Genomic DNA, 24,154 nt, shown 5'->3' with positions numbered 1-24,154 from the left:
ACCTATAAATTTCTTATTTAAATAATTTGTAAGACGTACCAAGGAACTTGGTATACAAGCTTGGAGATGCACGTTTCATGAGCCAGAATAACTTCGCATCGATTTGAGGAATGGTATAAAGCTCATCCTGATCAAGACGGTTAAGAGTGAGTTTGGCGACGTCATCACTTGTGGTGAGTGCATAGTTCATAAGTGCATGGTCTGCAAGCTTCGAATAACGACCCGGAATACGACCATTTTTAATGATATTGGTGGGAACCAAAGTCGGGCAGAGTACATTGACTTTAATATTAAACTTACGCAGTTCGGCCGAAAGTGTTTCAGATAGCGCACGTACACCCGCTTTTGTTACGTTATACGCGGTCATTTCTGGAGCAGCAGTGTAAGATGCCGCCGAAGCCACATTAATAATCGCGCCGTAACCTAACTTTTTAAACTTTGGTACAAAAGCATGACAACCATGAATAACACCCCAAAGGTTAATATTCATGACCCAGTTCCAGTCTTCTAGACTGAGTTCGTCAAACTTGCCTCCTAAACCCACTCCTGCATTATTAATGACAAGAGTTACAGGGTGCCCAAGCAAAATTTCAGCAGTTTCAGCTAAATGATTTACTTGGTCTGCATTACTCACATCACAACGCATAGCAAAAGCTTTTGCGCCTTCTTGTTCAAGAAGCTTTACGGTTTCTTCTGCGGCTTCTAAATTAATATCTGCACACACTACGCTGCCACCACGTTTTGCCAGTTCAATTGCAAAACTCCGACCAATTCCGCTACCTGCACCCGTCACGACGGCATAAGCTTTTTGGCTTGGTTTAACTCTCTTTTTGCCAAATAAAATCATGATTCATCCCGAAATAGATTTAAGGAAAACCAGCCATTGAGTAGTGACTGGTTACAAGCCAATTAAGACATGCGTACAGGAGGGGTAAATTCCTTCACAAAGTAAGGTGCAATTGCACCGCCTTCGCTTAGTAATTTGTTTTTGTAATATTCTAGATATTCAGTCGTATCATGATCATTTGGGTGGAAATCAGGGCGTAAGTAGTCAAGAATTTGACCAATGGTGCTACCAAATACGCCATCTTTTGGACCAAAAATAAGTCCTACACCTCGGCGAGCGTCTTTCCAGAATTTTCTAGTTAACATTTCCTGTGGTTTTCTTAAAACCGGAATAAACAAGGTAGTTGCTGGGATTAAACCTAAAATAGTGAACAAAGCTAAGAAGAAGCCAGAAGCTCGTAATGGGTAGCTACCATTGAGTAATTGATAAACATCATAGGCAATATCTTTATGCTCAGATTCTTCAAGCATATGCCACATCCATAACGCACGACTTTTCGCATCGTCCGAATAGTAAAAGTTCTTCTCGTGCTTCATCATGTATTCAGCAAGTACAGCCGTAAAATGCTCAATACCAGCCATCATCGATAATTTCAGTGGTTGCGGAAATTTTAAAAACACATATTTGAAGAAGTTCTCGCCCAAGAAACGATATAAATCGACAGGGTACTCAACATCTTTAAGTGCATCGTTATATTCATTGTGCAATTTTGAATGGATGGCTTCTTGACCAATGAGAGAGGTAACACGCTGTTTTAAAACTGGGTCTTGAATAAATTCGCGGTGGTGACGAGCAGTTTCAATCACCAAATCTTCACCATAGGTTAGAAATACTGAAAGCGTAGCAAAAAAAATCGTCGCAAATTGGTTGTCCATATAGAATCTGACATCAATTTCCTTTCCATCAAAACCAATATTTAAATGACGGATTGGGATAGATTTTTTACTGGCAAAATCTGGTAACTCGATTTCACGGTAAAATTTAATTTTGTTTAGTGATTTTTTAACTGTGGTCGAGATCATGGCGACACCTTCAGATCAATCAGTGATAGTGCGATGTTGTCGAAAACCAAAAAGCTTTGATTTCCAACAGGGCACTGTAAATTCCATTTTCAAAAAGCAGTTTTTCTGCTTACTGAGTACGGTGATGTTGCTCCGTTATTTGTTTGATTATTTGACTGAATAACGGAAAAGAGGCGAATTGGTAAAACGGATCAACCTCTTTTTTAGATTTTTTCATGTTAATCTGAGTTTATGTTCGGATTCAATTCGGGTAACTTTTCAATTTATTTAAGCTCAAATCTAATGTATAAATAAAATAAAAAATTAGTTTAAAATTTTATTAATACATTGATTTTTATTTGAATATTTTAGTTTCTTTTAAAAGTAATTGCCTAACAATAAAAGAACTCATAACTATGTTTTGCGATACCTCTAAAGAAATTGCGTCATGAAATTTGACAAGTATTCGGATTTTGTTTTTTTATTAGGGTAGGGCTAAATTACATGCTAACCTGAGCTTATGTTCGGATTATTTATAAGAAAATATGTCTACGCGAAAACCCCGTCAGGCACGAGCCAAAGTTACTGTTGATACTATTATTGAAGCAGGTTTTATTGCCGTAGCATTGCATGGACCAAGTGGTACCACTACACGTCATATTGCAGAAATTGCAGGGGTGAGTGTTGGGTCACTTTATGAGTATTTTAAAAATAAAGAAGAAATCTATGATGCGATGAATCATTACTTTGTGAGTGAAATTCTCGACATGATTAAAGAGTTAACTCCTACAATTCTAGAGTTGGAGTTAGAGCCTGTTATCGAAATGATCTTTTATACATTTAGTGATTTATTAAAGAAAAATAATGACCGTTACTTAACCGTTTTACGTTATGCAGGTGAGTTGCAATACGACAAATATATTCCAAAAATTGAACAGGCTTTAATGGAAGTCATCATGAAATATATGATGCATAATCCTAAATATTTAAAAATTAATAACTTACCTGTCATTACTTACATTTGTATAAATAGTGGTATTTTTAACGTAGCAAGGCATCTTATTTTACCTAACCCATTTATTAGTTTTGATGAAATGGTGCAAGGGTTAACCACTATGATTATGAGCTATATCAATACAGAAATGGCACGCTCGGAAGACCATTCATAGTTTTTAATTTTTAATATATAAAAAACACCTGCATATATCTATGCAGGTGTTTTGTTGATTATGGCATGGTTGGAACTTCTTCCGGACGCATATCAAAAATCAGAATTTCAGCATTATCACCATTAGTAAATGATAACTTGCCTCCATCACGAATTCGCGCAGCATCACCCGTGTTAAAGGTTTTACCGTTTACATCAATACGGCCTTTTGCCACATGTAGGTAAACATAACGACCTTCAGGAATTGCAAACTCTGCTGTTTCTTCGCCGTCAAAAAGACCTGAATAAATATTAATGTCTTGTTTGATCGACAAAGTTTTTTCGCCACCTGTTGGTGAAATCATCAAATGCAATTTACCGCGTTTGTCTTCCTCAGAAACATGCAATTGTTGATAGCCCGGTGTGGTGTTCACTTCGTTTGGAACAACCCAAATTTGCAAGAAGTGCACGTTTTCTTGTGCAGAGTGGTTAAATTCACTATGAGCAACACCACGACCTGCGCTCATTAATTGAATATCACCAGGCACAATCACCGAACCTGTACCCATTGAATCTTTATGTTCTAACGCACCTTCAAGCACATAAGAAATAATTTCCATATTGCGGTGAGGGTGAGTACCAAAACCTTTCGATGGAGCAACAGTATCATCATTAATCACAAGCAAATCTGAAAAGCCTACTTGTTTCGGGTCCCAAAAATTTGCAAATGAAAACGTGTGTTTTGACTGTAACCAGCCATGATGTGCTGCACCACGCTCATGAGATAAACGCATATCAAACATGATTTATTATCCTCATTCAATTTTTTTCTCTGAATGCAGTTTATCGTTTTCATTTATGCAATGAAGCTCTAAAAACAGAAAGCTTAGTGTGATTTTTGGAACGCTGAAGTATTAAAATGATATACTATCAAAAACAGGCATAATGTTTCATTTATTATCTTTTTAAGCCATCTTTTTGTCATTTTAGGACAAGTGTCTTTTATTTAAATTGTTATGAATAATATTAGCTTATATAAGTTGTTTGAAATAATCAAAAAATATTTGAATTGGCAAAAAGTTTCAATGTGGGTTGGCTTTTTTTGTCCTTGTTCGAGTAATGCATCAAGCGCACTATTTAACCTGATTTGGTGAATTTAACCTCGCTTAAGTTCATAAAACATGGCAAGGCAGATGTATTCGAGCAAATTTTTGTTCTAGAGCAGTTAAAGATTGCAAGAAATAATTTAAAGACAACTTTATCTGTTTGATTCGACGCTGCCTTGTATTTAACAAATTTTATAGGGTGTCAAAAAATGGTCGCTCAAGCTATCCGAAATATTATTTCTCCTAAATCAGTTATGGCTCAGTATCAAAAGATAGACTTTTCAAATAAAGGATCTATCCCAATCCGCCATCTAAATATCGGATTTGATGGCAAAGAAATTGATATCGAGTTTTACGTCAACAATCAGTTTGCAACTTTGTTCTTTGCAACGCTTTCGGTTTTTTTGACCTATGGTGAAGATCTTGTCATCGAAACTGCTCGCCATCACCGTGAATTTATTCAAGATCCGATTTTAAAACAGCGTGTTACTTCTCTTATTGGTCAAGAGGCTATCCATTCAAAATTGCATAATGAATTCAATGATGCAATTAAAGAGCTAGAATATCCGGTCGATTTATATCGTTTCTTAGGTGAAAACTTTTTTAAATATGTGTTTTTAAAATTCCCACAGCCATTAAAGCTTTCACTTATGGCAGGCATTGAGCACTTTACGGCAGTTCTCGCTGAATACATGATGAAGCATGAAAAGAACTTTTATTATACCGACGATGCGAAAAGCCGAGCGTTATGGATGTGGCATATGCTTGAAGAGTCTGAGCACAAAGATATTGCTTATGATGTCTATCAGGTTTTGAACGGTAACTATCCATTGCGTGCAACCGGTTTTCTAATGGCTTTCATTACCATTTTAGGGCTTATTCCAACCGCAACATTATTTGTGCCTGTATTGCGTAAGCCACAAGAAATGCTAACCAGAAAATTTTGGAAAGATGCACGTCGTGGCGTCAACTTAATTTTTAGTCCAAAAGATGGCGTATTCGGTAGCACCGTTGGCCAGATTCTGGATTATTTACGTCCAAGCTTTCATCCAAATGATCATGACACAACTCAATATCTTGAGTACTACAAACAGAAATTACTTAACGAGGGCGGTGCAATTGCACCTTACTTTGTGAAGGAATTTACTCCACCAGTTCGTGCAGTTTCATAAGGCTGTTGGTCACGGCAGTAATACCCAAATTACTGTCGTCTCCCTAAAATTTTTTAGGATTTACTATGATTCTATTTGGTAAGAAAGACCAGCCTAGCAGAAACGCATATGCTGTTGTGACAGGGGCAGGTAGTGGAATTGGCCGTAGCTTTGCACTTGAATTGGCAAAACGCGGTGGCAACGTGGTATGTGCGGATATTAATTTAGAAGCTGCTGAAGAAACCGTACGGTTAGTTGAACAGCTTGGACAAAAAGCTTTTGCAGTCAAGTGCGATGTTGGACAAGCAGAACAAGTACAGGTTTTGGCTGATCAAGCAGAGCAATTATTAGAGCATCCAGTAACACTGATTATTAATAATGCTGGCGTAGGTCTAGGCGGCAAATTTGATGAAATGAGCTTGGAAGACTGGAAATGGTGTATGCATGTAAACCTATGGGGTGTTATTCATGGTTGTCATGCATTTGTACCAAAGCTCAAAAAATTAGGTTACGGCGCAATTATTAATGTGGCTTCTGCCGCGTCTTATACTGCAGCACCAGAAATGAGTGTCTATAACGTAACGAAAGCCGGTGTATTGGCATTATCAGAAACCCTTTCAGCTGAGCTTCGCAAATTCAATATTAAAGTGAATGTGCTGTGCCCGACTTTGGTTCCGACCAATATCATTAAAAATGGTCGTATTCCAGGGCGCTATTCAAAACTTGCAGATCATGCACTCATGAATTATGCCATGACCACCAGTGACGCAGTTGCAACGTTAACATTGAACCGATTAGATCGAGGGCAGCTCTATACCACGCCACAGATCGATGCCAAATTATTCTGGCTTATGAAAAGAACGTCTCCAACCCTATATGCAAAGTTCCTTGGGCTTTCGTATCAGCTATTTAAATAAAATTTTGTATAGGCAGAAAAATTATGGTCACTAAACCTAGAACAAATACACGTACACGTAAAACCCAAGAAGTTGCACATATTTATGACACTTTTATTGTCGGTGCAGGTATTTCTGGCTTAGCTGCAGCAATCAAGCTAAATGAAGCAGGCTTAACCAATTTTAAAATTATTGAAAAAGCGAGCCGCGTCGGTGGTACTTGGCGTGAAAATACTTATCCGGGTTGTGGTTGTGATGTACCATCATCGCTTTATTCTTATTCATTTGCCCCAAGTGCAAAATGGAGTCATTTATTTGCGCGCCAACCTGAAATCTTAAGTTATTTAGAAGATGTAAGCCGTGAGTTTGATATTGAGTCTTCTATTGAATTTAATACCGATCTATTAAAAGCTGAGTGGGACAATCTAGAAAATGTCTGGAAACTTGAAACAAGCTCTGGCTTATATAAAGCTAAAACTGTTTTATTCGCTACTGGTCCAATTACCGAAGCTCAAATTCCACGTCTTGAAGGCTTGGAAACTTTTACAGGTGAGATGTTCCATTCAGCCAAATGGAACCATGATTATGACTTAACGGATAAGCGTATTGCCGTGATTGGTACTGGTGCATCTGCTATTCAGTTTGTGCCACAAATCCAACCTAAAGCAAAAGAGCTGTTTGTGTTCCAACGTACAGCACCTTGGGTACTGCCAAAACCAGATACCGACTTGGGTGAGTTAAGTAAATCCGTCATTGCTAAATATCCAGCTATTCAAGCGACTTGGCGACAGACTGTGGCGAGTACTTTAAATGTCATTAATTTTGGCTTACGCAATCCAAAAGCTTTAAAGCCTGTCAATTTTGCTGCGAAACAACTATTAAAGTTGCAAATTAAAGATCCGGTTTTACGTCGAAACGTAACACCTAATTTTGATATTGGCTGTAAACGTATTTTATTTGCTAACAATTACTACCCTGCACTACAAGCACCAAACACGACTCTGATTCCTCATGGTTTAGTAAAAGTTGAAGGCAATACGGTGGTTGCTGCAAATGGTGAACGCCACGAAGTTGATGTGATTATTTGGGGCACTGGTTTCGAGGTATCTCATCCTCCAATTGGTAAACGCGTATACAATGAGCAAGGGCAATGTTTGGCTGATCTTTGGAAAGACTCTTCACCAGAAGCTTACTTAGGTACCAATATTGAAAATGTGCCGAATGCATTTCTTATGCTAGGACCTAATGTGTTGGTTTACGACTCCTTTATTGGTCTTGCTGAAGCACAACTGCAATATATTGTTGATGGTTTGCTACAAATGAAGGCAAAGGGGATTTCTAAACTTTCCGTTAAGTCAGAAGTGATTAAAAAGCATAATGAGCTTGTACAAAAACATCTGCAAACCACTGTATTTAATAGTGGCGGATGTAAAAGTTACTATCTCGATGCTAATGGCCGTAATTTTGCCGCATGGCCATGGTCTTTGAAAAAACTTAGACAGCGTTTAAAACATTTAAAGTTAGAAGAATATGAATTGGTGTATGAGGCTGATTTGATAAAGGCAAAACCTAAAGTTGAAGAAATTGTCGGTTAATTAATTTATAAAAGCCCATTTTGATTGATTGAAATGGGCTTTTTATTATTTGGGAATTGAATAAATAAATTAAAATTCAATCAATAATATAGTGAAGTTAAATTGAAAAATAAATTTAAATATACTTAAAAATAAAAGAGGGAAAGCAGTGTATATAAGTTTTTAATAAAAAAATATAGTGATTTTTAAAAATGAATTTTTAAGTGAAAAGTTTCCTTTTTAAGCTTTTTTAAAATTGTAAATTAGAAAACATTTTTTATATCAATAGCTTGAGTGATTGGTAATTATTGTAAATAAATGTGAAAGTATTCACAAACTGGTTATTTTTTGTTAAGATCATTAACATTAAAAACATAGAGATAATAATAATGATCAATAAAGTATTAATAGTGTTGTGTGTGAGTATCGTGTTTGTATTAGGATATTGGGCGTATTTAGATAGCCAAAATAAAAAACACCAAGAACTTATGCGAATTATTCAAGAAGCAGAAAAAAACTTGCAAACGATTGAGCGAAATCCTAATCGTGTTAGTCATAGCAATTTAGCTTCTTATACTTTGCAAAACTATCTCAGTGATAAAAAAGTTTTTTTCTAGTCAAAACTGTTGTTGTAATTTGCTTTAAAAAAGACTGTCATTGGTCATATCTTTTCATAAATTTTGATCATGTTGCGATTGAATCTGTTAAACTTATTTAACGTATAGTAAAAAAGCTGCATAGGGGTTATGCAGCTTTTTTGTGTTTCAAGAGGGGCTGTGTCTATTTTCTATGTATGAAATCAAAATTCAAATGAGTGGCATATTTGTTGCTTCATCTATTTGAGGTTTTTGTTTAGAGATCTGATCAGAAAAACAAGATTGCTCAGATACCTACATAGAAGTACATATTCCACAGCTCAGATTTTGCATAGAGGCTACTTATGGCGGCGCCCAATTCTTCGGCAGGCTGGTTAGAGCGTTTATTTAAGTTAAGCGACAATAAAACCACGTTTCGAACAGAAGTTCTTGCTGGTGTAACTACGTTTTTAACGATGTGTTACATCATCATTGTCAATCCACTCATTTTATCTGAAACCGGCATGGATCATGGCGCCGTATTCGTTGCAACCTGTTTGGCGGCAGCAATCGGTTGTTTAGTGATGGGTATTATTGCCAATTATCCAATTGCATTGGCACCGGGCATGGGGCTTAACGCTTATTTTACCTATTCGGTATGTATGGGCATGGGAGTGCCATGGCAGACGGCTTTAGCTGCTGTTTTTGTTTCAGGAATTGTCTTTCTTGCTATTAGCTTCTTTAAAGTTCGTGAAGCGATTGTCAATGCAATTCCAATGTCGCTTAAATTTGCGATAGGCGGGGGTATTGGTTTATTCCTTGCACTTATTGCGCTAAAAAATGCCGGCATTATTGTTGCCAATCAAGCGACATTGGTAGGTTTGGGTGATATTAAACAACCTACAGTGTTGTTGGCTTTATTTGGATTTTTATTGATTGTAGTTTTACATCAGCTTAAAGTTCGCGGTGCCATCATTATTAGTATTTTAGTCGTTACAGCAATTGCGACTGCTTTAGGCTTGAATCAATTTAAAGGTGTAGTAGGTCAAATCCCTTCAATTGCACCAACATTCATCCAAATGGACTTTAAAGGCCTATTTACTGCAAGTATGGTCGGTGTGATCTTCGTATTCTTCATTGTTGACTTGTTTGACAGTACGGGTACTTTGGTTGGCGTTTCACACCGTGCTGGCCTTTTAAAAGATGGTAAATTACCACGTTTGAAAAAAGCATTATTTGCTGACTCTACGGCTATTGTTGCTGGTGCTGCATTAGGTACTTCATCAACTACGCCATATATCGAATCAGCTTCAGGTGTAGCGGCAGGTGGGCGTACTGGTTTAACTGCAGTCGTTGTTGCTGTTTTATTTATCTGCTGTTTATTTTTAGCTCCTCTTGCTCAATCTGTGCCAGGTTTTGCAACAGCCCCAGCTTTATTATTTATCGGTGTACTTATGATCCAAGGGATCACGCACATTGATTGGGATGATATTACAGAAGCTGTTCCAGCCTTTTTAACGATTGTATTTATGCCATTCGCGTACTCAATTGCAGATGGTATTGCAATGGGCTTTATCAGCTATGCATTAGTTAAATTATTCACAGGTAAGGCAAAAACTGTTCCATACATGGTGTGGATTATTGCTGCTCTTTGGGTATTTAAATTTATCGCTTTTGGCGGTTAATACGATTTTTTATAATTTCCTTCTAGAACTATATTTCGTAATCGTTATATAAGAAGGAAGTTATTGAAGGGTGTGTTACCACACCCTTTTTTTCTTTAGATGTGGAGTTAATATGAATCAAGTCGAGCTGATTCAGGCCTTACCAAAAGCCGAGTTGCATGTGCATATTGAAGGGACGTTTGAACCTGAATTAATGTTTGCTATTGCACAGCGTAATCAGATTCAGATTCCTTACAAATCTGTTGAAGAAGTAAAGCAAGCTTATAACTTTCATAATCTTCAATCATTTCTAGATATTTATTATGCTGGTGCAAATGTTCTTGTTCATGAGCAAGATTTTTATGATTTAGCATGGGCATATTTTGAGAAATGTGCAGAAGATCGTGTCGTTCATACAGAAATGTTCTTTGACCCGCAAACCCATACTGACCGTGGTGTTACTTTTGCGACAGTAATCAATGGGCTTAAACGTGCATGTGCTGATGCAAAAGCTAAATTTGGTATTAGCTCTCAGCTCATTATGTGTTTCTTACGTCATTTAAGCGAAGAAGCTGCATTTGAAACGCTTGAGCAAGCTTTACCGTTTAAAGAAGACATTATTGCCGTAGGGCTTGACTCAAGTGAAGTAGGTCATCCACCAGCTAAATTTGAACGTGTTTTTGCTAAGGCACGTGAAGAAGGCTTCTTAATCGTGGCTCACGCAGGCGAAGAAGGCCCACCTGAATATGTGTGGGAAGCTTTGGACTTGCTTAAAGTAAACCGTATTGACCACGGCGTGCGTTCTGAAGAAGACGAACAATTAATGGCTCGTTTAATTAATGAAAAAATGCCATTAACCGTTTGCCCTTTAAGTAACTTAAAGCTATGTGTTGTTAAGGATATGAAAGATCACAATATCCGTCGTCTGTTGCAAAAAGGCGTACACGTGACTGTTAACTCGGATGATCCTTCATATTTTGGGGGATATATGAATGATAACTTCATTGCTATTCAGCAAGCCTTAGATTTAAGTAATGATGAGTTGAAGCAACTCGCAATTAACTCTTTTGAAGCTTCTTTCATTTCAGATGAAGAAAAACAAAAGTGGATTTCAGAAATCCAAAAAATCTAAATAAAAAAACCGCCTTTAATAGGCGGTTTTTTTAACATTGAAGTTATTTAGGTTGTTTGGTCATGCTGTTTAAAACATTGTCTTTATCCACAAAGTGATGTTTTAAAGCTGCCAGAACATGTCCAACAATAAGCAAACCTGCAAACCATGAAATATAAATATGTAATGGTTTAACAATCGCTAATAACTCGGGGTTGTCTTGTACTAAGCGTGGAATATTAAATAAATATAAAACTGGTGCAGGGTGACCAGCACTCCAGCTAAATAAGCAACCAGTAATAGGTAACGCTACTAAAATCACATAGAGTAATAAATGCCCAATGTGAGCCAAAGTTTTCATTGTTGGCGACATAGTATCAGGCAACTTTGGGGCTGGATGGGTGTAACGCCAGAAAAGGCGAATAACCACTAGAAAGATAATGGTTGTGGCGATGTTTTTATGTAGTGTAATGACATCACCTTTAAAGCTGCCATCAGTATCATAACTTAAAAAATTTCCACTGTAGAAACCAATCACCCAAGCCGTAATGAAAATGATTGCCATAACCCAATGCAAAATCTGTGCAGTGCGGGTGTAGTATTGAGAGGATGAGGCAGGCATAAAAGACCCTAATTTTTTGTCATTTTAGCGCTAGATTTTATGGTAAAGCAGTATTTTTGAGAAATGTTGTTCTCGTAACGGAGCGTACTATAAACAGAACGCTTTAGCTGAAGTGCATGATTAAATCAAACTGGAGTGTAGGAAAATTAGATTGCATAAATGCATCAATTTATTTGTTTCTTCTAAGCACGAGTTTAGGCAAAATACGCGCTGCTTACGTTCGATCAAAGGAAAAATGATGAAAAAATTGATGCTTGCTGTGGCACCAGTTGTTTTAGCTTTAACTGCATGTGCAACCACGCCTGGAGCAGGTTCTGCAGAAACTACAACTCAACAGTTAGGTATGGCTGCATTGAAAGTTGCTGTAAATGCGAAATGTATTACAGAAATTAATAATGTTCCTGCATGGAAAACAGCAACAAAGCTTATGACGGCTGAACAACGTGATAGTATTCAAACTAATGTTTGTGGCTGCGTAAGTGAAAAGGCACCAAACAGTGTTACTGCAGTTGATTTGGCTACTGCTGCACTTGACCCAGCTGCACGTGCAACAATAGTAACCCAAGTCGTTTCTAATACTGTAAATGCTTGCGTGGCTGAAGCTTTACAAAAGTAATTAATAATTTAAGTTTTAAAGAAGGCTGATTCATATTGATCAGCCTCTTTTTTTCATTGGAGTATACATGTTCGTTGCAGGCGTAGATGAGGCGGGGCGAGGCCCATTAGTGGGGTCGGTTGTTGCCGCAGCTGTTATTTTAGATCCGGAAAATCCGATTTTAGGACTAAACGATTCTAAAAAATTAACTGAAAAAAAACGTGAAAAGTTGTTTATTGAAATTCAGGAAAAAGCTTTAGCATGGTCAATTGCGGAAGCGACGCATGCAGAAATTGATGAGCTAAATATCCTACAAGCAACATTTCTAGCAATGAAGCGAGCAGTGGACGGCCTTAAAACACTGCCTGAAAAAGTTATTGTAGATGGCAACCAAATTCCAAAAGGAATCATTATTCCTTGTGAAGCAATTGTTGGTGGAGATGCGAGCCACGCTGAAATTAGTGCTGCCAGTATCTTGGCAAAAGTCACACGTGATCGCCAAATGGCAGAATTAGATCAACAGTATCCATTATTTGGATTTGCCAAACATAAAGGCTATCCAACAAAAGCACACTTTGAAGCGATTGCAGCTCACGGGGTGATCGATCAACACCGTCGTAGTTATGCACCAGTAAAACGTGCATTAGGACTATAAATTTATATACTCCCAAAAAATTTAAAGCGACTAGAAAGTCGCTTTAATTAGGGAGAGAATAACTTCATACTAACGATTGAAGTTTTTCTGTGCATAATTATCATCTTCATATGAAACTTGATAATCTTGATCAAGATGTTGAAGGTGTTCATGCATTGCACGTTCATGTTGAATACGTTGATAAATTTCTTCGCGATGAACAGAAACCTCTTTTGGCGCATTCACACCAATTCGAACCTGGTTTCCTTTGACGCCAAGCACAGTAACACTGACTTGATCCCCAATCATTAATGTTTCCCCGACACGGCGGGTCAGAATCAGCATGTTTATCTCCTTGCTAAACGCTTAAAACTGCAATATTGGTACCCAAATAAAAGCTCAACCTCAGTTTTCAGTCAGATTCTAACAGAAATATGAGAACAAAGTCATATTTTGATAATCACTGCCAAAAAACTTTCCGTTTAATATAACAGAGCCGCTATAAAAAAAACTATAGCGGCTCTGTGTTTTCTTTGATTATTGTCGGACAAGTAAACATTTTTTAATGAATTCTTGACCGTTTGGTAAAATTAAGCGCGGGCGCTGCTTTCACCATGTTCGCGGTCTAAACCAAATGCGGTATGTAGGCAACGAACTGCAAGTTCAAGGTATTTCTCATCAATAATGACAGAAACTTTAATTTCAGAAGTTGAAATCATAAGGATGTTAATGCCTTCATCAGCAAGGGCAGTGAACATTTTGCTCGCTACACCTGCGTGTGAACGCATACCAACACCAACGATAGATACTTTAACGATATCATCACGTGTTGAAACTTCACGCGCGCCAATATTTTTAGCAGTTTCGTTTAAGATTTTTTCAGCTTTCGCTAAATCAACACGGTTTACAGTGAAAGTGAAATCTGTTGTGCCATCTTCTTCAACATTTTGCACTATCATATCGACTTCGATATTGGCATCACTTACTGGTGATAAGATTTTAGAAGCAATGCCTGGTTCATCAGGCACACCTAAAATCGTTAATTTTGCTTCGTCACGGTTAAAAGCAATACCTGCAATGATTGGCTGTTCCATATTGTCTTCCGCCTCAGTCGTAATGAGTGTACCTACATTTTCTTTAAATTCGTCGTCAAAAACGCCATCGTTATCATTATCAAAGCTTGATAATACACGTAAAGGAACTTGATATTTCCCGGCAAACTCTACTGAGCGAATTTGTAAAACTTTAGAACCTAATGATGCCATTTCTAGCATTTCTTCAAAAGAAATACGGTCGATTTTTTTGGCTTTAGGAGCAACGCGAGGGTCAGTGGTGTAAACGCCATCTACATCGGTATAGATCTGACATTCGTCAGCTTTTAAAGCAGCAGCAAGAGCAACACCAGAAGTATCTGAACCACCTCGGCCTAGTGTTGTGGTATTTCCATTTGCATCAAAGCCTTGGAAACCAGCAACCACAATAACACGGCCTGCATCTAGGTCATTGGTCATGACATCTGTATCAATAGACTCGATACGCGCCTTGGTAAATGCACTGTCAGTTTTAATACCGACTTGACGTCCGGTATAGGATTTAGCTTCCACACCAATCGAATTAAGTGCCATAGCTAACATGGAAATCGTCACCTGTTCACCGGTTGAAACCATTTGGTCTAACTCACGTGGGTCAGGTGTTTCGGTAATGGCTTTAGCGAGGGCAAGTAAGCGGTTTGTTTCACCACTCATTGCAGATACGACCACAACAACCTTGTGACCGTGATCATGCCAACGCTTCACACGACGAGCAACATTTAAAATGCGCTCGGGGGTACCCATAGAAGTACCGCCATATTTTTGAACGATTAATGCCATAGTTGTTCCATATAAGCCATGACCCTGAGAGGCTTTTCAGGGTCAGTTACACAAAAAGTGAAGTCTTATTTTTGTTCAAGCCAAGCAGGCAATGCTGCAATAACTTGTCCAAACTTCTCGTTAAGTGGCGCGCCACCTTGTGCTAAGTCAGGTTTACCACCACCTTTACCACCTAACTCAGTTGCTAGATGTTTGATGATGTCACCTGCTTTTAGATTTGCAGTGTATTGCGACGCGACTGATGCAAGCAGGCTGACCTTGTCACCCTCTACACCTGCTAACACAATCACTGCATTCTCTAATTTTGATTTCACACTGTCATGCAAGTTGCGAAGCGCTTTTGCATCAACACCTTGAACAGTAGTGATAAGCGTTTGACGATCAGCAATCGTTTGTACCTGATCAATCAAGTCAGCCGCTTGGAAGTTTGCCAATTTCTGGTTGAGCTGTTCAATCTGCTTTTGTAATGCAGAAACCAATTCCACATTAGCTTGAACACGCTCAACAGTTTGGTCTTTCTGTGCTTTTAGTAAGCTATTAATGTGCTGAATATCGTTGTCAGCTTTTTGTACCACTTCTAACGCTTTAGTGCCAGTCACTGCTTCAATACGACGTACACCAGCAGCTACACCACCTTCAGAAGTGATTTTGAATAAACCAATATCACCTGTACGTTTTACGTGAATACCACCACAAAGTTCGATTGAGAAGTTTTTCTCATCAATGACTGAACCCATAGAAAGTACACGTACTTCATCACCATATTTTTCACCGAACAACATCATTGCGCCTTTTGCTTTTGCAGCTTCAATGTCGAGAAGTTCAGTCGTTACTGGAGTGTTGGCAATAACTTCAGCATTTACGAGACGTTCAACTTGTTGTAATTGTTCAAATGAAACAGGTTGGTCATTTGCAAAGTCAAAACGTAAGATGTCGCTTGCAACTAAAGAACCTTTTTGTTGTACATGTGAACCTAAGATTTGACGAAGGGCAGCATGTAACAAGTGAGTTGCTGAATGGTTGCGCGCAGTAGCTTCACGAATGTCTGCTTTAACAATCGCTTCTACATTTTGATTTGCTTTGAGGTTACCAACAGTCACAATACCTTGATGAACAAAAGCACCGCCTGACTTTTTGGTGTCTTGAACTTCAAAAATACCAGTTTCGTTTTTGAAGATACCTGTATCACCAATCTGACCACCACTTTCTGCATAGAAAGGAGTTTGGTTTAAAACGATTAGTGCTTCGTCACCTTCAGAAACTTCATCAACTTGTACGCCATCTTTATAGATCGCTACAATTTCACCTTGACCAGTGGTGTTAATGTAACCGTCGAATTGAGTTTCACCTTCAACTTTTACAATGTTGTTATAGTCAACTGCAAACTTACCAGCATCACGTGCACGTTGACGCTGTGCAGCCATTTCAACTTCAAAACCAGCTTCATCAATAATAAAGCCACGTTCACGTGCAATATCAGCCGTTAAGTCTGTCGGGAAGCCATAAGTGTCGTAAAGTTTAAATACAGTCGCACCAGGAATAGTTTTGTCTTTTAACTGAGCAAGTTCACCTTCAAGTAGTTTTAACCCTTGCTCAAGTGTTTTAGCAAACTGTTCTTCTTCACGAATTAAAGTTGCTTCAATAACATCTTTGCGCGCTGCAAGTTCTGGGTATGCATCACCCATAACTTCAATTAAAGGTTGCAACATTTTGTAGAAGAATGTACCAGTTGCGCCAAGCTTGTTACCATGACGAACAGCACGACGGATAATACGGCGAAGTACATAGCCACGGCCTTCATTGCTTGGGTTTACACCATCAGCAATCAAGAAACAGCAAGAACGCGCATGGTCTGCAACAACACGTAAAGAAGGCTGACCTTCGTCTTCAATACCAATGATGTTTGCAGCAGCTTTTAATAAGTGTTGGAACAGGTCAATGTCATAGTTTGAATTAACATGTTGCAATACAGCAGAAATACGCTCTAAGCCCATACCTGTATCTACAGATGGAGCTGGAAGAGGGTGAAGCACGCCATCAGCAGTACGATTGAACTGCATGAAAACGTTGTTCCAGATTTCAATGAATCGGTCGCCATCTTCTTCAGGAGAACCAGGTAAACCACCCCAAATGTGGTCACCGTGGTCAAAGAAAATTTCAGAACATGGACCACATGGACCTGTATCACCCATTGCCCAGAAGTTATCTGAAGCGTATTTTTCGCCTTTGTTATCACCAATACGGATAATACGCTCTGGCGCTAAACCAATTTCTTTATTCCAGATGTCGTAGGCTTCGTCATCGGTGTGATAAACCGTTACATATAGGCGGTCTTTCGGTAAAGCAAGCCATTGTTCGCTGGTTAAAAATTCCCAAGCAAAATTAAGCGCATCACGTTTGAAATAGTCACCAAATGAGAAGTTACCTAACATTTCAAAGAATGTATGGTGACGAGCTGTATAGCCGACGTTATCTAAATCGTTATGTTTACCGCCTGCACGTACACATTTTTGTGATGTTGTGGCACGTACATAGTCACGTTTCTCAAGACCTAAAAAACAGTCTTTAAACTGGTTCATCCCAGCATTTGTAAATAATAAAGTTGGGTCGTTGGCAGGAACAAGAGAACTCGACGCGACACGTGTATGCCCTTGCGTTTCAAAGTAGCGCAAAAATGCTTCACGAATTTCAGCAGATGTCATTAAACGAGTACTCACAACCAAGTCACTCCATATTTTCGAATTTGGCTAAAAGCATCACTACAAGTTTGTTTGTTCACAAATATTGCATGTGATACGGGGCTTATTTTTAAAAAACGCTAAATTGTAACGGAAAAACCCCACCGAACCAACGATTTTAGAGGGAATATCTTACAAAACTGTGATTTGGCTAAAAATCTATATTCAATTAGCCTTCACGTGTTTTACTATATGCCTTCTTTCGTTTCTGGTTTTGTAGATAAGGATAGGTCATGCAACGTATCGCCATTAATGGGTTTGGCCGGATTGGACGTAATGTTTTACGTGCTTGGTTTGAAAGCCCGAAACAATTTCATTTTGAAATCGTGGCGATTAACGATATAGCAGATGTACAAACACTAGTGCATTTATTCAAGTATGATACAACCCATGGCCGTTTTAATGGCAAAGTTGACATAGCTATTGAAAATGAAAAGATTTATTTAAATATTCAATCAAACCAGCGAAATCTGAAAGTTGAAGTTCTTCAGCAAAAACAACCAGAACTTTTACCGTGGGCAAGCTTGCAAATTGATGTTGTACTCGAATGTACTGGATTGTTCCGTTCTCATGCTGATGCAACACGCCACCTAGAAGCAGGGGCGAAGCGGGTCATTATTGGGGCAGCACCTTTTGATCATGTCGATGCGGCAATTGTCTATGGCGTTAACCATGCAGATGTAAAAGCAACTGATCAAATCATATCTAGTGTGTCATGTACTACGCAGGCTTTAGTGCCATTAGTAAAAATTATTGATGATGCATTTGGTATTGAAACTGCGCTCATGACCGAAATTCATGCAGTAACAGCAGATCAGTCTGTGCTTGATCATGCGCATCGTGATTTACGTCGTGCTAGAGCTTCTGGGCAAAATATTATTCCCACTACGTCTAGTGCACTTGGCGCATTAAAACGTGTGATGCCGAAAATGGAAGACCGTATTGATGGCTACTCAATTCGAGTTCCTACTATTAATGTGGCTGCAATTGATTTAACGTTTATCGCACAATCACCAATTACTGTTCATCATATTAATGAATTGCTGATTAAAGCTTCTCAAACAGATTATGCAGAAATTATGGCAGTAACTGATGAACCGCTAGTTTCAAGCGATTTTAATCATTCACCTTATTCACTTATTGTTGATTTAACTCAAACTATGGTTGTGGGGCATCAAGCTAAAGTATTTGCTTGGTACGATAACGAATGGGGTTATGCAAATCGATTATTAGATTTGTGCAATTCTTTTTGAATATATATTTAAATATTTTAAGGATATTAAGTTAACTTAATATCCTTTTTTTAATGGTTAATATAAATCTCTAATAGAAATACTTGAAAATAAAAAATTAGTTTTGGTGTTGTATGTGACTATTTCTGTTTGTATGATTCGCAAACATTAAAATTTTAACTATAGAGTTCATATGAAATTTAACTCAAAAAGAATAAGTGGTTTTTTAATTATCACATCTACTATTATTTTAACTGCATGTACTGGTGAAAGTTCGGATCAAGACACTAATGGTCAAACTGACAGTAATTTAGAAAAAGATACCGCGATTTATCAAGTGTATTATCAACCTTCGGATATCTCTTCTGAGATTTATAGTGATTATTTTGAAATAGCTAAATATCCTATTCAAAATAATGAAATATTTTTTGCAAAGTCACATAACCAACCACTAGAAAAAGAACTTTTAACAGAACAGAAAGTTTTAAATAAGGGAACACTACAAACAAACATTGTAAAAAGGTTAACACCTAGTAGTTGGACTTATGAGCTAACACCAAGTTTAAAACAAAACTTAAATTTTGAAATTGTTAAAATAGATGGCGAAAAAATCTTTGATCGAGTATTGCCAGGCTATAAAGAAAATAAGAATTTAGATACAGGACTTCATAATCAGCTTGATAAAAGTTTAATTGACTTCTATCGAAATTATAAAAATGTTACCTTCCCAAAAGGTAGCTATTGCTATCGTTTAAAAGAAACTCAATGGAATCAATCTTATATTTCTTATATATCTAGTTTTAATTCAAATCCTTCTTTTAGTCAGACAAAACAGTCAATCGGCGAAAGATATAATAACTTAGGTACAGATAAAAAGTATTTTAGGCTTCTAAACTCGCAGTGGTATGGCTATAACTTAACTGTTTTAGAAAACTTGGAAACAGGCGATATTCAAAGTGCGCTGGGAAATAATAATGACCAGTCTGCTTCTATGGATTTTGTATCAAGCAGTTTATGGGATGCTGATAGAAGTTTGGCCTATGAGAAGTCTCATCTGTATTCTGTCGATGATAACCCGCTTAATGAAGTGCATTCATTAATTGCTTTTAGACAAAAGTTAAAAATAGCAAGTCTTGAAAAAGGTTGTTTTGCTTTTAATACTCAAGCAGCTCAAGCTATTCAAAAGCTAAATTTGGTTAATTGGAAACAAGGCGATAGTTCAGATATTGGCCCATTCTTTGGTCGAAGAACTTTTGATTATGATTTAAGCAAAGCGAAGTAAGATATTGAATGTTATTATTAATTGTTTAAATCTTCTTTTTGACTTTAGAGTTTATTCAGAAAGATTTATGCAAATTGTAAGGTGCATGGCACAAAGTATCATGCTACACTAAGAGAAATCGGGTGTGTTCCCGATTTTTTTATGTGGGGTCGTTCCACGTTGATCAGATTTTAGGCTTGAAATATGACCATTTCAGAGACATGGTTGCTGCCTGACGGGGTAGCAGATGTATTGCCGGAACAGGCGCAAGTCATTGAAAAACTTCGCCGTGAAGCTATCGATTTCCTCGCAGTAAGAGGTTATCAACTGGTATATACACCATTTATCGAATACATCGAATCGTTGTCTTCATTATCAGAATTAAATCAAGACTTGGATTTAGTAACTTTTAAAGTCATTGACCAGCTTTCAGGCCGTTTACTTGGCATCCGTGCTGACATGACACCGCAAGTTGCACGTATTGATGCACATGTAAGACCCGTTGAAGGTGTTGCACGTTACTGTTATGCAGGGACTGTATTACATACAAAACCACAAAATTTTAATGCGACTCGTGCACCTTTACAATTGGGTGCAGAGCTATATGGCCACGATAGTATCGAAGCTGACGTCGAAATGGTCGATGTTATGCTCGGGCTAATTGAGAACATTTATACTTTACAAGGCGCTCATCTAGATTTGGGCCATGTAGGTTTGTTCCGTAGTCTAGTAAAGTACGCTGGTCTGTCAAAAAATGAAGAACATGAGCTGTCTGATCTATACCAAAGAAAAGCATTGCCAGAGTTAGCAGAATTTACTCAAAACCTAAATATGGGTTCTGATTTTTATGCGCTTGGTCGCTATTCAAGTGATTTAGATGCACTACAGGCAAATTTAAGTGCAAACATATTACAAGATGCTGAATTTAAAGCAGCATTAGACGCACTTAAAACAACACTTGACCAAATTAAAAATCGTTGGCCAGCACTGAACGTCGGAATTGACGTCGTTGAACTTCGTAGCTACCACTATCACACTGGTTTGATGTATGCAGTTTATGCACCAAACCGTGCTGCACCTTTAGCACAGGGTGGTCGCTATGACGGTATTGGTGAGCACTTTGGTCGTGCGCGTCCTGCTACTGGTTTTAGTTGTGATTTATATGCATTAGGTGCAAATCAATTCGCTGAGATTGAAACAGTAGTTGCACCTAAAGGTACAGATACAGATTTGCTTAAAGCAATTGCAAATGCACGTTCACAAGGCTTACGTGTGGTTCAATTGTTAGGTAATGATGATTTAACTTCTATTCCATATGCCACACATCAATTGGTGTTGCAAAATGGACAATGGAATATTGAAAAGATTTAAACGCCAACAGTATTTTACTGATGGTTTCCAATTTTAACAGCATGATGTAATGAGGCTATTATGGGCAAAAATGTTGTGGTACTTGGTACCCAATGGGGCGACGAAGGTAAAGGTAAAATCGTCGACCTGCTCACAGATCAAGCGGCTGCGGTAGTACGTTATCAAGGCGGACATAACGCAGGTCATACTCTTGTCGTAGGTGGTAAAAAGACTGTATTGCACCTCATTCCATCAGGCATTTTACGTGAAAACGTATTGTGCTTAATTGGTAATGGCGTGGTGCTTTCACCAGCAGCACTAATTGAAGAAATGGGAATTTTGGAAGCTGAAGGTGTTCCAGTTAAGGAACGTCTACGCATTTCTCCAAACTGTCCACTTATTTTGCCTAACCACATTGCTCTTGATCAGGCTCGTGAGAAGAAACGTGGTAACGCTAAAATTGGTACTACAGGTCGTGGTATCGGCCCTGCGTACGAAGACAAAGTAGCTCGCCGTGCAGTGCGTGTTGCTGACCTTGTTCGTGGTGGTGCAGCGCTAGAAGAGAAACTTCAAGAAATGCTTGAGTTACATAACTTCCAGTTAACTCAGTTCTACGGTGTAGAAGCTGTTAAATTTGAAGATGTATTGGCTCTTTGCAACCAATGGCGTGAAGTTCTTGCTCCATTAGTGATTGACGTGACTAAAGTATTGCATGACTACCGTAAAGAAGGTAAAGCTGTGATGTTTGAAGGAGCTCAAGGTTCACTTCTAGACATCGACCACGGTACTTACCCGTATGTGACTAGCTCAAATACAACGGCTGGTGGTGTAAGCTCGGGTTCTGGTATGGGTCCTTTACATCTTGATTATGTATTGGGTATTACTAAAGCTTATACAACACGTGTAGGTGCTGGACCATTCCCAACTGAATTGGTTTACGATGCTGCAACTGACTCTGGTGATGCAATTGGTAAACACCTCGGTACTGTAGGTCATGAATTTGGTGCTTCTACTGGTCGTCAACGTCGTTGTGGTTGGTTTGATGCCGAAATCCTACGTCGTTCTGTAGACGTTAACTCACTTTCAGGTATTTGCTTAACTAAACTTGACGTTTTAGATGGTTTAGAAGAAGTAAAAATCTGTGTAGGTTATGAAAATACTGATTCAGGTTGCGTAGGCTCTTCTGATGCGGTTTCTTTTGAATGTTTGAAACCAATTTATGAAACTATGCCAGGTTGGAGTGAGTCAACTGTTGGTTTAACTAGCATTGACCAATTACCTGCAAATGCTTTGGCTTATGTGAAACGTATTGAACAATTAATCGAATGTCCGATTGATATCGTTTCAACTGGTCCAGACCGCGCAGAAACAATTGTTTTACGTCATCCGTTCTCTGCTTAATTTGCAAAGATGATAAAAGCCTCCTGAAAAGGGGGCTTTTTTTATATCCGACTAAAGTGCAGTTTCTGTTTTGTCTAATTCAGATTACAACATAGACATAGGTTATATCATGGATGATGAACTCAAATGAAATTACAGCCAGCTATTTCAAAAACGATGTTTTATTCTTTTTTGTTTGCTATTGGTGGTTCGCCTACATTAGCAATGTTAGTCATCTATGGGCAAAATTATAATCAAGATTTCTTTATGACTGCCTTTATGAGCTTGTCCGTATTGTTCGCATGTGTGCTCATTCCAGTCGTACTCATACAAAATAGCTATTTGCTGTGGAAAAGGAAAAGTCCTACTCTTGAGGAAAAAGTTAAGACCTTAAGTCATGTATATTTGGGCTTAAACATAATTTGTTTAATTTTCTGGATTTATTTGATGACTTTATCGACTTGATCTTTACATAAATACTATGATCGTGAAGAAATGAGACATTCAAAGCTTGTGTGCTATTTCTTATAATTAGTGCAAAAGAATAAACAGTTTTTTTAACGATTTAGGTGATCCATGTTGATGAATAAAAAACTCTTTTTAAGTTTATGTGCTGCGAGTGTGGTAACAATCTCTGGTTGTGCAACAGTAGCAGACATGGCTGGTGCAGATACTGCAACACTAAATGCGCAATCTGCACAAGGTTTTAATCAAATGGTGCAGGAAGCGCGTGGTAAAGGGACTTTAGATACAAGTTCAAGTACCTATAGCCGTATTAATGCTGTTTTTAACCGTTTGAGACCTTATGCGAACCAAATGAACCAAACAGGTCAGCCATTTAGTTGGCAGTTGGCTGTACTGAAATCAGATACGGTTAACGCTTACGTTGCACCAGGTGGCAAGGTGGTGTTCTATACAGGCATTGTCAATAAATTGAACCTGACCGATGCTGAAATTGCAGCTGTTATGGGCCATGAAATGACGCATGCTTTAGAAGAACATGCGAAAAGTAAAATTGGTGCTCAAGCTCTCACTGATTTAGCTTTAGGCATTGGATTAAGCTATGCGGGTAATAATGTGGGGCAGCTTGGTACTGCTGCTGCTCAGTTAGGCTCGCAAGTGGGTGTAGGCTTACCATATTCACGTAGTTTAGAAAGCCGTGCTGACCAAGGTGGCTTAATGTTAATGGCCCGTGCTGGGTATAATCCAAATGCAGCTATTACATTATGGGAAAAAATGAACAAGCTTGAAGGTGCTGGTGGTTCATCATTCTTATCGACTCACCCATCTAACTCACAGCGTATTAATGATATGCGTAAAAACTTACCTGCTGCATTAGCGATTTACAATGGTCGTAAGTAAGTTTTAAAACTTTCAGTTCATATAAAAACGGATGCTT

22 protein-coding genes are annotated in these 24,154 nt (G+C 38.2%); 15 read left to right on the top strand and 7 right to left on the bottom strand.

Features of this window, described 5'->3' with window-relative positions; all coding sequences use genetic code 11:
* Positions 1–13: 13 nt before the first annotated feature.
* Together I8T81_RS13295 and I8T81_RS13290 are read right to left on the bottom strand one after the other, a co-directional pair.
* On the bottom strand, positions 14–847 hold the full coding sequence (locus I8T81_RS13295; protein ID WP_198071410.1) for an SDR family NAD(P)-dependent oxidoreductase: 834 nt from the start codon (positions 845–847) through the stop codon (positions 14–16).
* 62 nt (positions 848–909) lie between these two features.
* The gene (locus I8T81_RS13290; RefSeq protein ID WP_004702813.1) at positions 910–1,869 is read right to left on the bottom strand and encodes a metal-dependent hydrolase; all 960 of its coding nucleotides are present in this window, start codon (positions 1,867–1,869) and stop codon (positions 910–912) included.
* A 524-nt stretch (positions 1,870–2,393) separates the two neighbouring features.
* Here I8T81_RS13290 and I8T81_RS13285 point away from each other — a divergent pair.
* Complete coding sequence (locus I8T81_RS13285) at positions 2,394–3,017, top strand: TetR/AcrR family transcriptional regulator (protein ID WP_002156858.1); 624 nt, start codon at positions 2,394–2,396, stop codon at positions 3,015–3,017.
* A 58-nt stretch (positions 3,018–3,075) separates the two neighbouring features.
* Here the strand turns inward: I8T81_RS13285 and I8T81_RS13280 are convergent, their stop codons facing one another.
* Complete coding sequence (locus tag I8T81_RS13280; RefSeq protein WP_198071409.1) at positions 3,076–3,798, bottom strand: pirin family protein; 723 nt, start codon at positions 3,796–3,798, stop codon at positions 3,076–3,078.
* 557 nt (positions 3,799–4,355) lie between these two features.
* On the opposite strand from I8T81_RS13280, the gene I8T81_RS13275 reads away from it, so the two are divergent.
* The 6 genes from I8T81_RS13275 (at position 4,356) to I8T81_RS13250 (ending at position 11,093) form a co-directional block, all read left to right on the top strand.
* Positions 4,356–5,273: a metal-dependent hydrolase gene (locus I8T81_RS13275; RefSeq protein ID WP_227602171.1), complete on the top strand. Its 918-nt coding sequence runs from the start codon at positions 4,356–4,358 to the stop codon at positions 5,271–5,273.
* A 65-nt stretch (positions 5,274–5,338) separates the two neighbouring features.
* Positions 5,339–6,169: an SDR family NAD(P)-dependent oxidoreductase gene (locus tag I8T81_RS13270; protein ID WP_198071407.1), complete on the top strand. Its 831-nt coding sequence runs from the start codon at positions 5,339–5,341 to the stop codon at positions 6,167–6,169.
* A gap of 23 nt (positions 6,170–6,192) precedes the next feature.
* Positions 6,193–7,743 (top strand): flavin-containing monooxygenase, encoded by a 1,551-nt coding sequence (locus tag I8T81_RS13265; protein ID WP_198071406.1) that lies wholly within the window; start codon positions 6,193–6,195, stop codon positions 7,741–7,743.
* A 368-nt stretch (positions 7,744–8,111) separates the two neighbouring features.
* Positions 8,112–8,339, top strand: coding sequence for a hypothetical protein (locus I8T81_RS13260; RefSeq protein WP_004702801.1), 228 nt, complete (start codon positions 8,112–8,114; stop codon positions 8,337–8,339).
* A gap of 323 nt (positions 8,340–8,662) precedes the next feature.
* Positions 8,663–9,982 (top strand): NCS2 family permease, encoded by a 1,320-nt coding sequence (locus tag I8T81_RS13255; RefSeq protein WP_198071405.1) that lies wholly within the window; start codon positions 8,663–8,665, stop codon positions 9,980–9,982.
* Between the two features lie 112 nt (positions 9,983–10,094).
* Complete coding sequence (locus tag I8T81_RS13250; protein ID WP_198071404.1) at positions 10,095–11,093, top strand: adenosine deaminase; 999 nt, start codon at positions 10,095–10,097, stop codon at positions 11,091–11,093.
* Between the two features lie 43 nt (positions 11,094–11,136).
* Here the strand turns inward: I8T81_RS13250 and I8T81_RS13245 are convergent, their stop codons facing one another.
* Positions 11,137–11,694 carry a cytochrome b gene (locus tag I8T81_RS13245; protein WP_086496971.1) on the bottom strand — a complete coding sequence of 186 codons (558 nt, stop codon included), beginning with the start codon at positions 11,692–11,694 and terminating at the stop codon, positions 11,137–11,139.
* Between the two features lie 238 nt (positions 11,695–11,932).
* Here I8T81_RS13245 and I8T81_RS13240 point away from each other — a divergent pair, with 238 nt between their 5' ends.
* Positions 11,933–12,310 carry a hypothetical protein gene (locus tag I8T81_RS13240; protein ID WP_004702793.1) on the top strand — a complete coding sequence of 126 codons (378 nt, stop codon included), beginning with the start codon at positions 11,933–11,935 and terminating at the stop codon, positions 12,308–12,310.
* 67 nt (positions 12,311–12,377) lie between these two features.
* Positions 12,378–12,944, top strand: a complete 567-nt coding sequence (gene rnhB / locus I8T81_RS13235) for a ribonuclease HII (protein ID WP_004702791.1) — start codon at positions 12,378–12,380, stop codon at positions 12,942–12,944.
* A 69-nt stretch (positions 12,945–13,013) separates the two neighbouring features.
* On the opposite strand, the gene csrA is transcribed toward rnhB, so the two are convergent.
* From csrA to alaS, 3 genes are all read right to left on the bottom strand, one after another.
* Positions 13,014–13,268, bottom strand: a complete 255-nt coding sequence (csrA, locus tag I8T81_RS13230) for a carbon storage regulator CsrA (protein WP_000906487.1) — start codon at positions 13,266–13,268, stop codon at positions 13,014–13,016.
* A 245-nt stretch (positions 13,269–13,513) separates the two neighbouring features.
* Positions 13,514–14,794 carry an aspartate kinase gene (locus tag I8T81_RS13225; protein ID WP_004702788.1) on the bottom strand — a complete coding sequence of 427 codons (1,281 nt, stop codon included), beginning with the start codon at positions 14,792–14,794 and terminating at the stop codon, positions 13,514–13,516.
* Positions 14,795–14,859: 65 nt separating this feature from the next.
* A complete protein-coding gene (alaS, locus tag I8T81_RS13220; protein WP_025465194.1) occupies positions 14,860–17,496 on the bottom strand; it encodes an alanine--tRNA ligase in 2,637 nt (878 codons plus the stop codon).
* Between the two features lie 269 nt (positions 17,497–17,765).
* On the opposite strand from alaS, the gene I8T81_RS13215 reads away from it, so the two are divergent.
* The 6 genes from I8T81_RS13215 (at position 17,766) to I8T81_RS13190 (ending at position 24,117) form a co-directional block, all read left to right on the top strand.
* Positions 17,766–18,785, top strand: coding sequence for a type I glyceraldehyde-3-phosphate dehydrogenase (locus I8T81_RS13215; RefSeq protein ID WP_004702784.1), 1,020 nt, complete (start codon positions 17,766–17,768; stop codon positions 18,783–18,785).
* A gap of 172 nt (positions 18,786–18,957) precedes the next feature.
* Positions 18,958–20,046, top strand: a complete 1,089-nt coding sequence (locus I8T81_RS13210) for a hypothetical protein (RefSeq protein WP_198071403.1) — start codon at positions 18,958–18,960, stop codon at positions 20,044–20,046.
* A gap of 183 nt (positions 20,047–20,229) precedes the next feature.
* Positions 20,230–21,396, top strand: a complete 1,167-nt coding sequence (locus I8T81_RS13205; protein ID WP_019458153.1) for an ATP phosphoribosyltransferase regulatory subunit — start codon at positions 20,230–20,232, stop codon at positions 21,394–21,396.
* 60 nt (positions 21,397–21,456) lie between these two features.
* Complete coding sequence (locus I8T81_RS13200) at positions 21,457–22,776, top strand: adenylosuccinate synthase (protein WP_004702779.1); 1,320 nt, start codon at positions 21,457–21,459, stop codon at positions 22,774–22,776.
* Positions 22,777–22,902: 126 nt separating this feature from the next.
* Positions 22,903–23,220 carry a hypothetical protein gene (locus I8T81_RS13195; RefSeq protein ID WP_004702777.1) on the top strand — a complete coding sequence of 106 codons (318 nt, stop codon included), beginning with the start codon at positions 22,903–22,905 and terminating at the stop codon, positions 23,218–23,220.
* A gap of 117 nt (positions 23,221–23,337) precedes the next feature.
* The gene (locus I8T81_RS13190) at positions 23,338–24,117 is read left to right on the top strand and encodes a M48 family metallopeptidase (protein ID WP_019458152.1); all 780 of its coding nucleotides are present in this window, start codon (positions 23,338–23,340) and stop codon (positions 24,115–24,117) included.
* Positions 24,118–24,154: the final 37 nt, after the last annotated feature.

Source organism: Acinetobacter seifertii, assembly GCF_016064815.1.
Taxonomy (GTDB): domain Bacteria; phylum Pseudomonadota; class Gammaproteobacteria; order Pseudomonadales; family Moraxellaceae; genus Acinetobacter; species Acinetobacter seifertii.
This window is presented reverse-complemented; position numbering and strand designations above follow the sequence as displayed.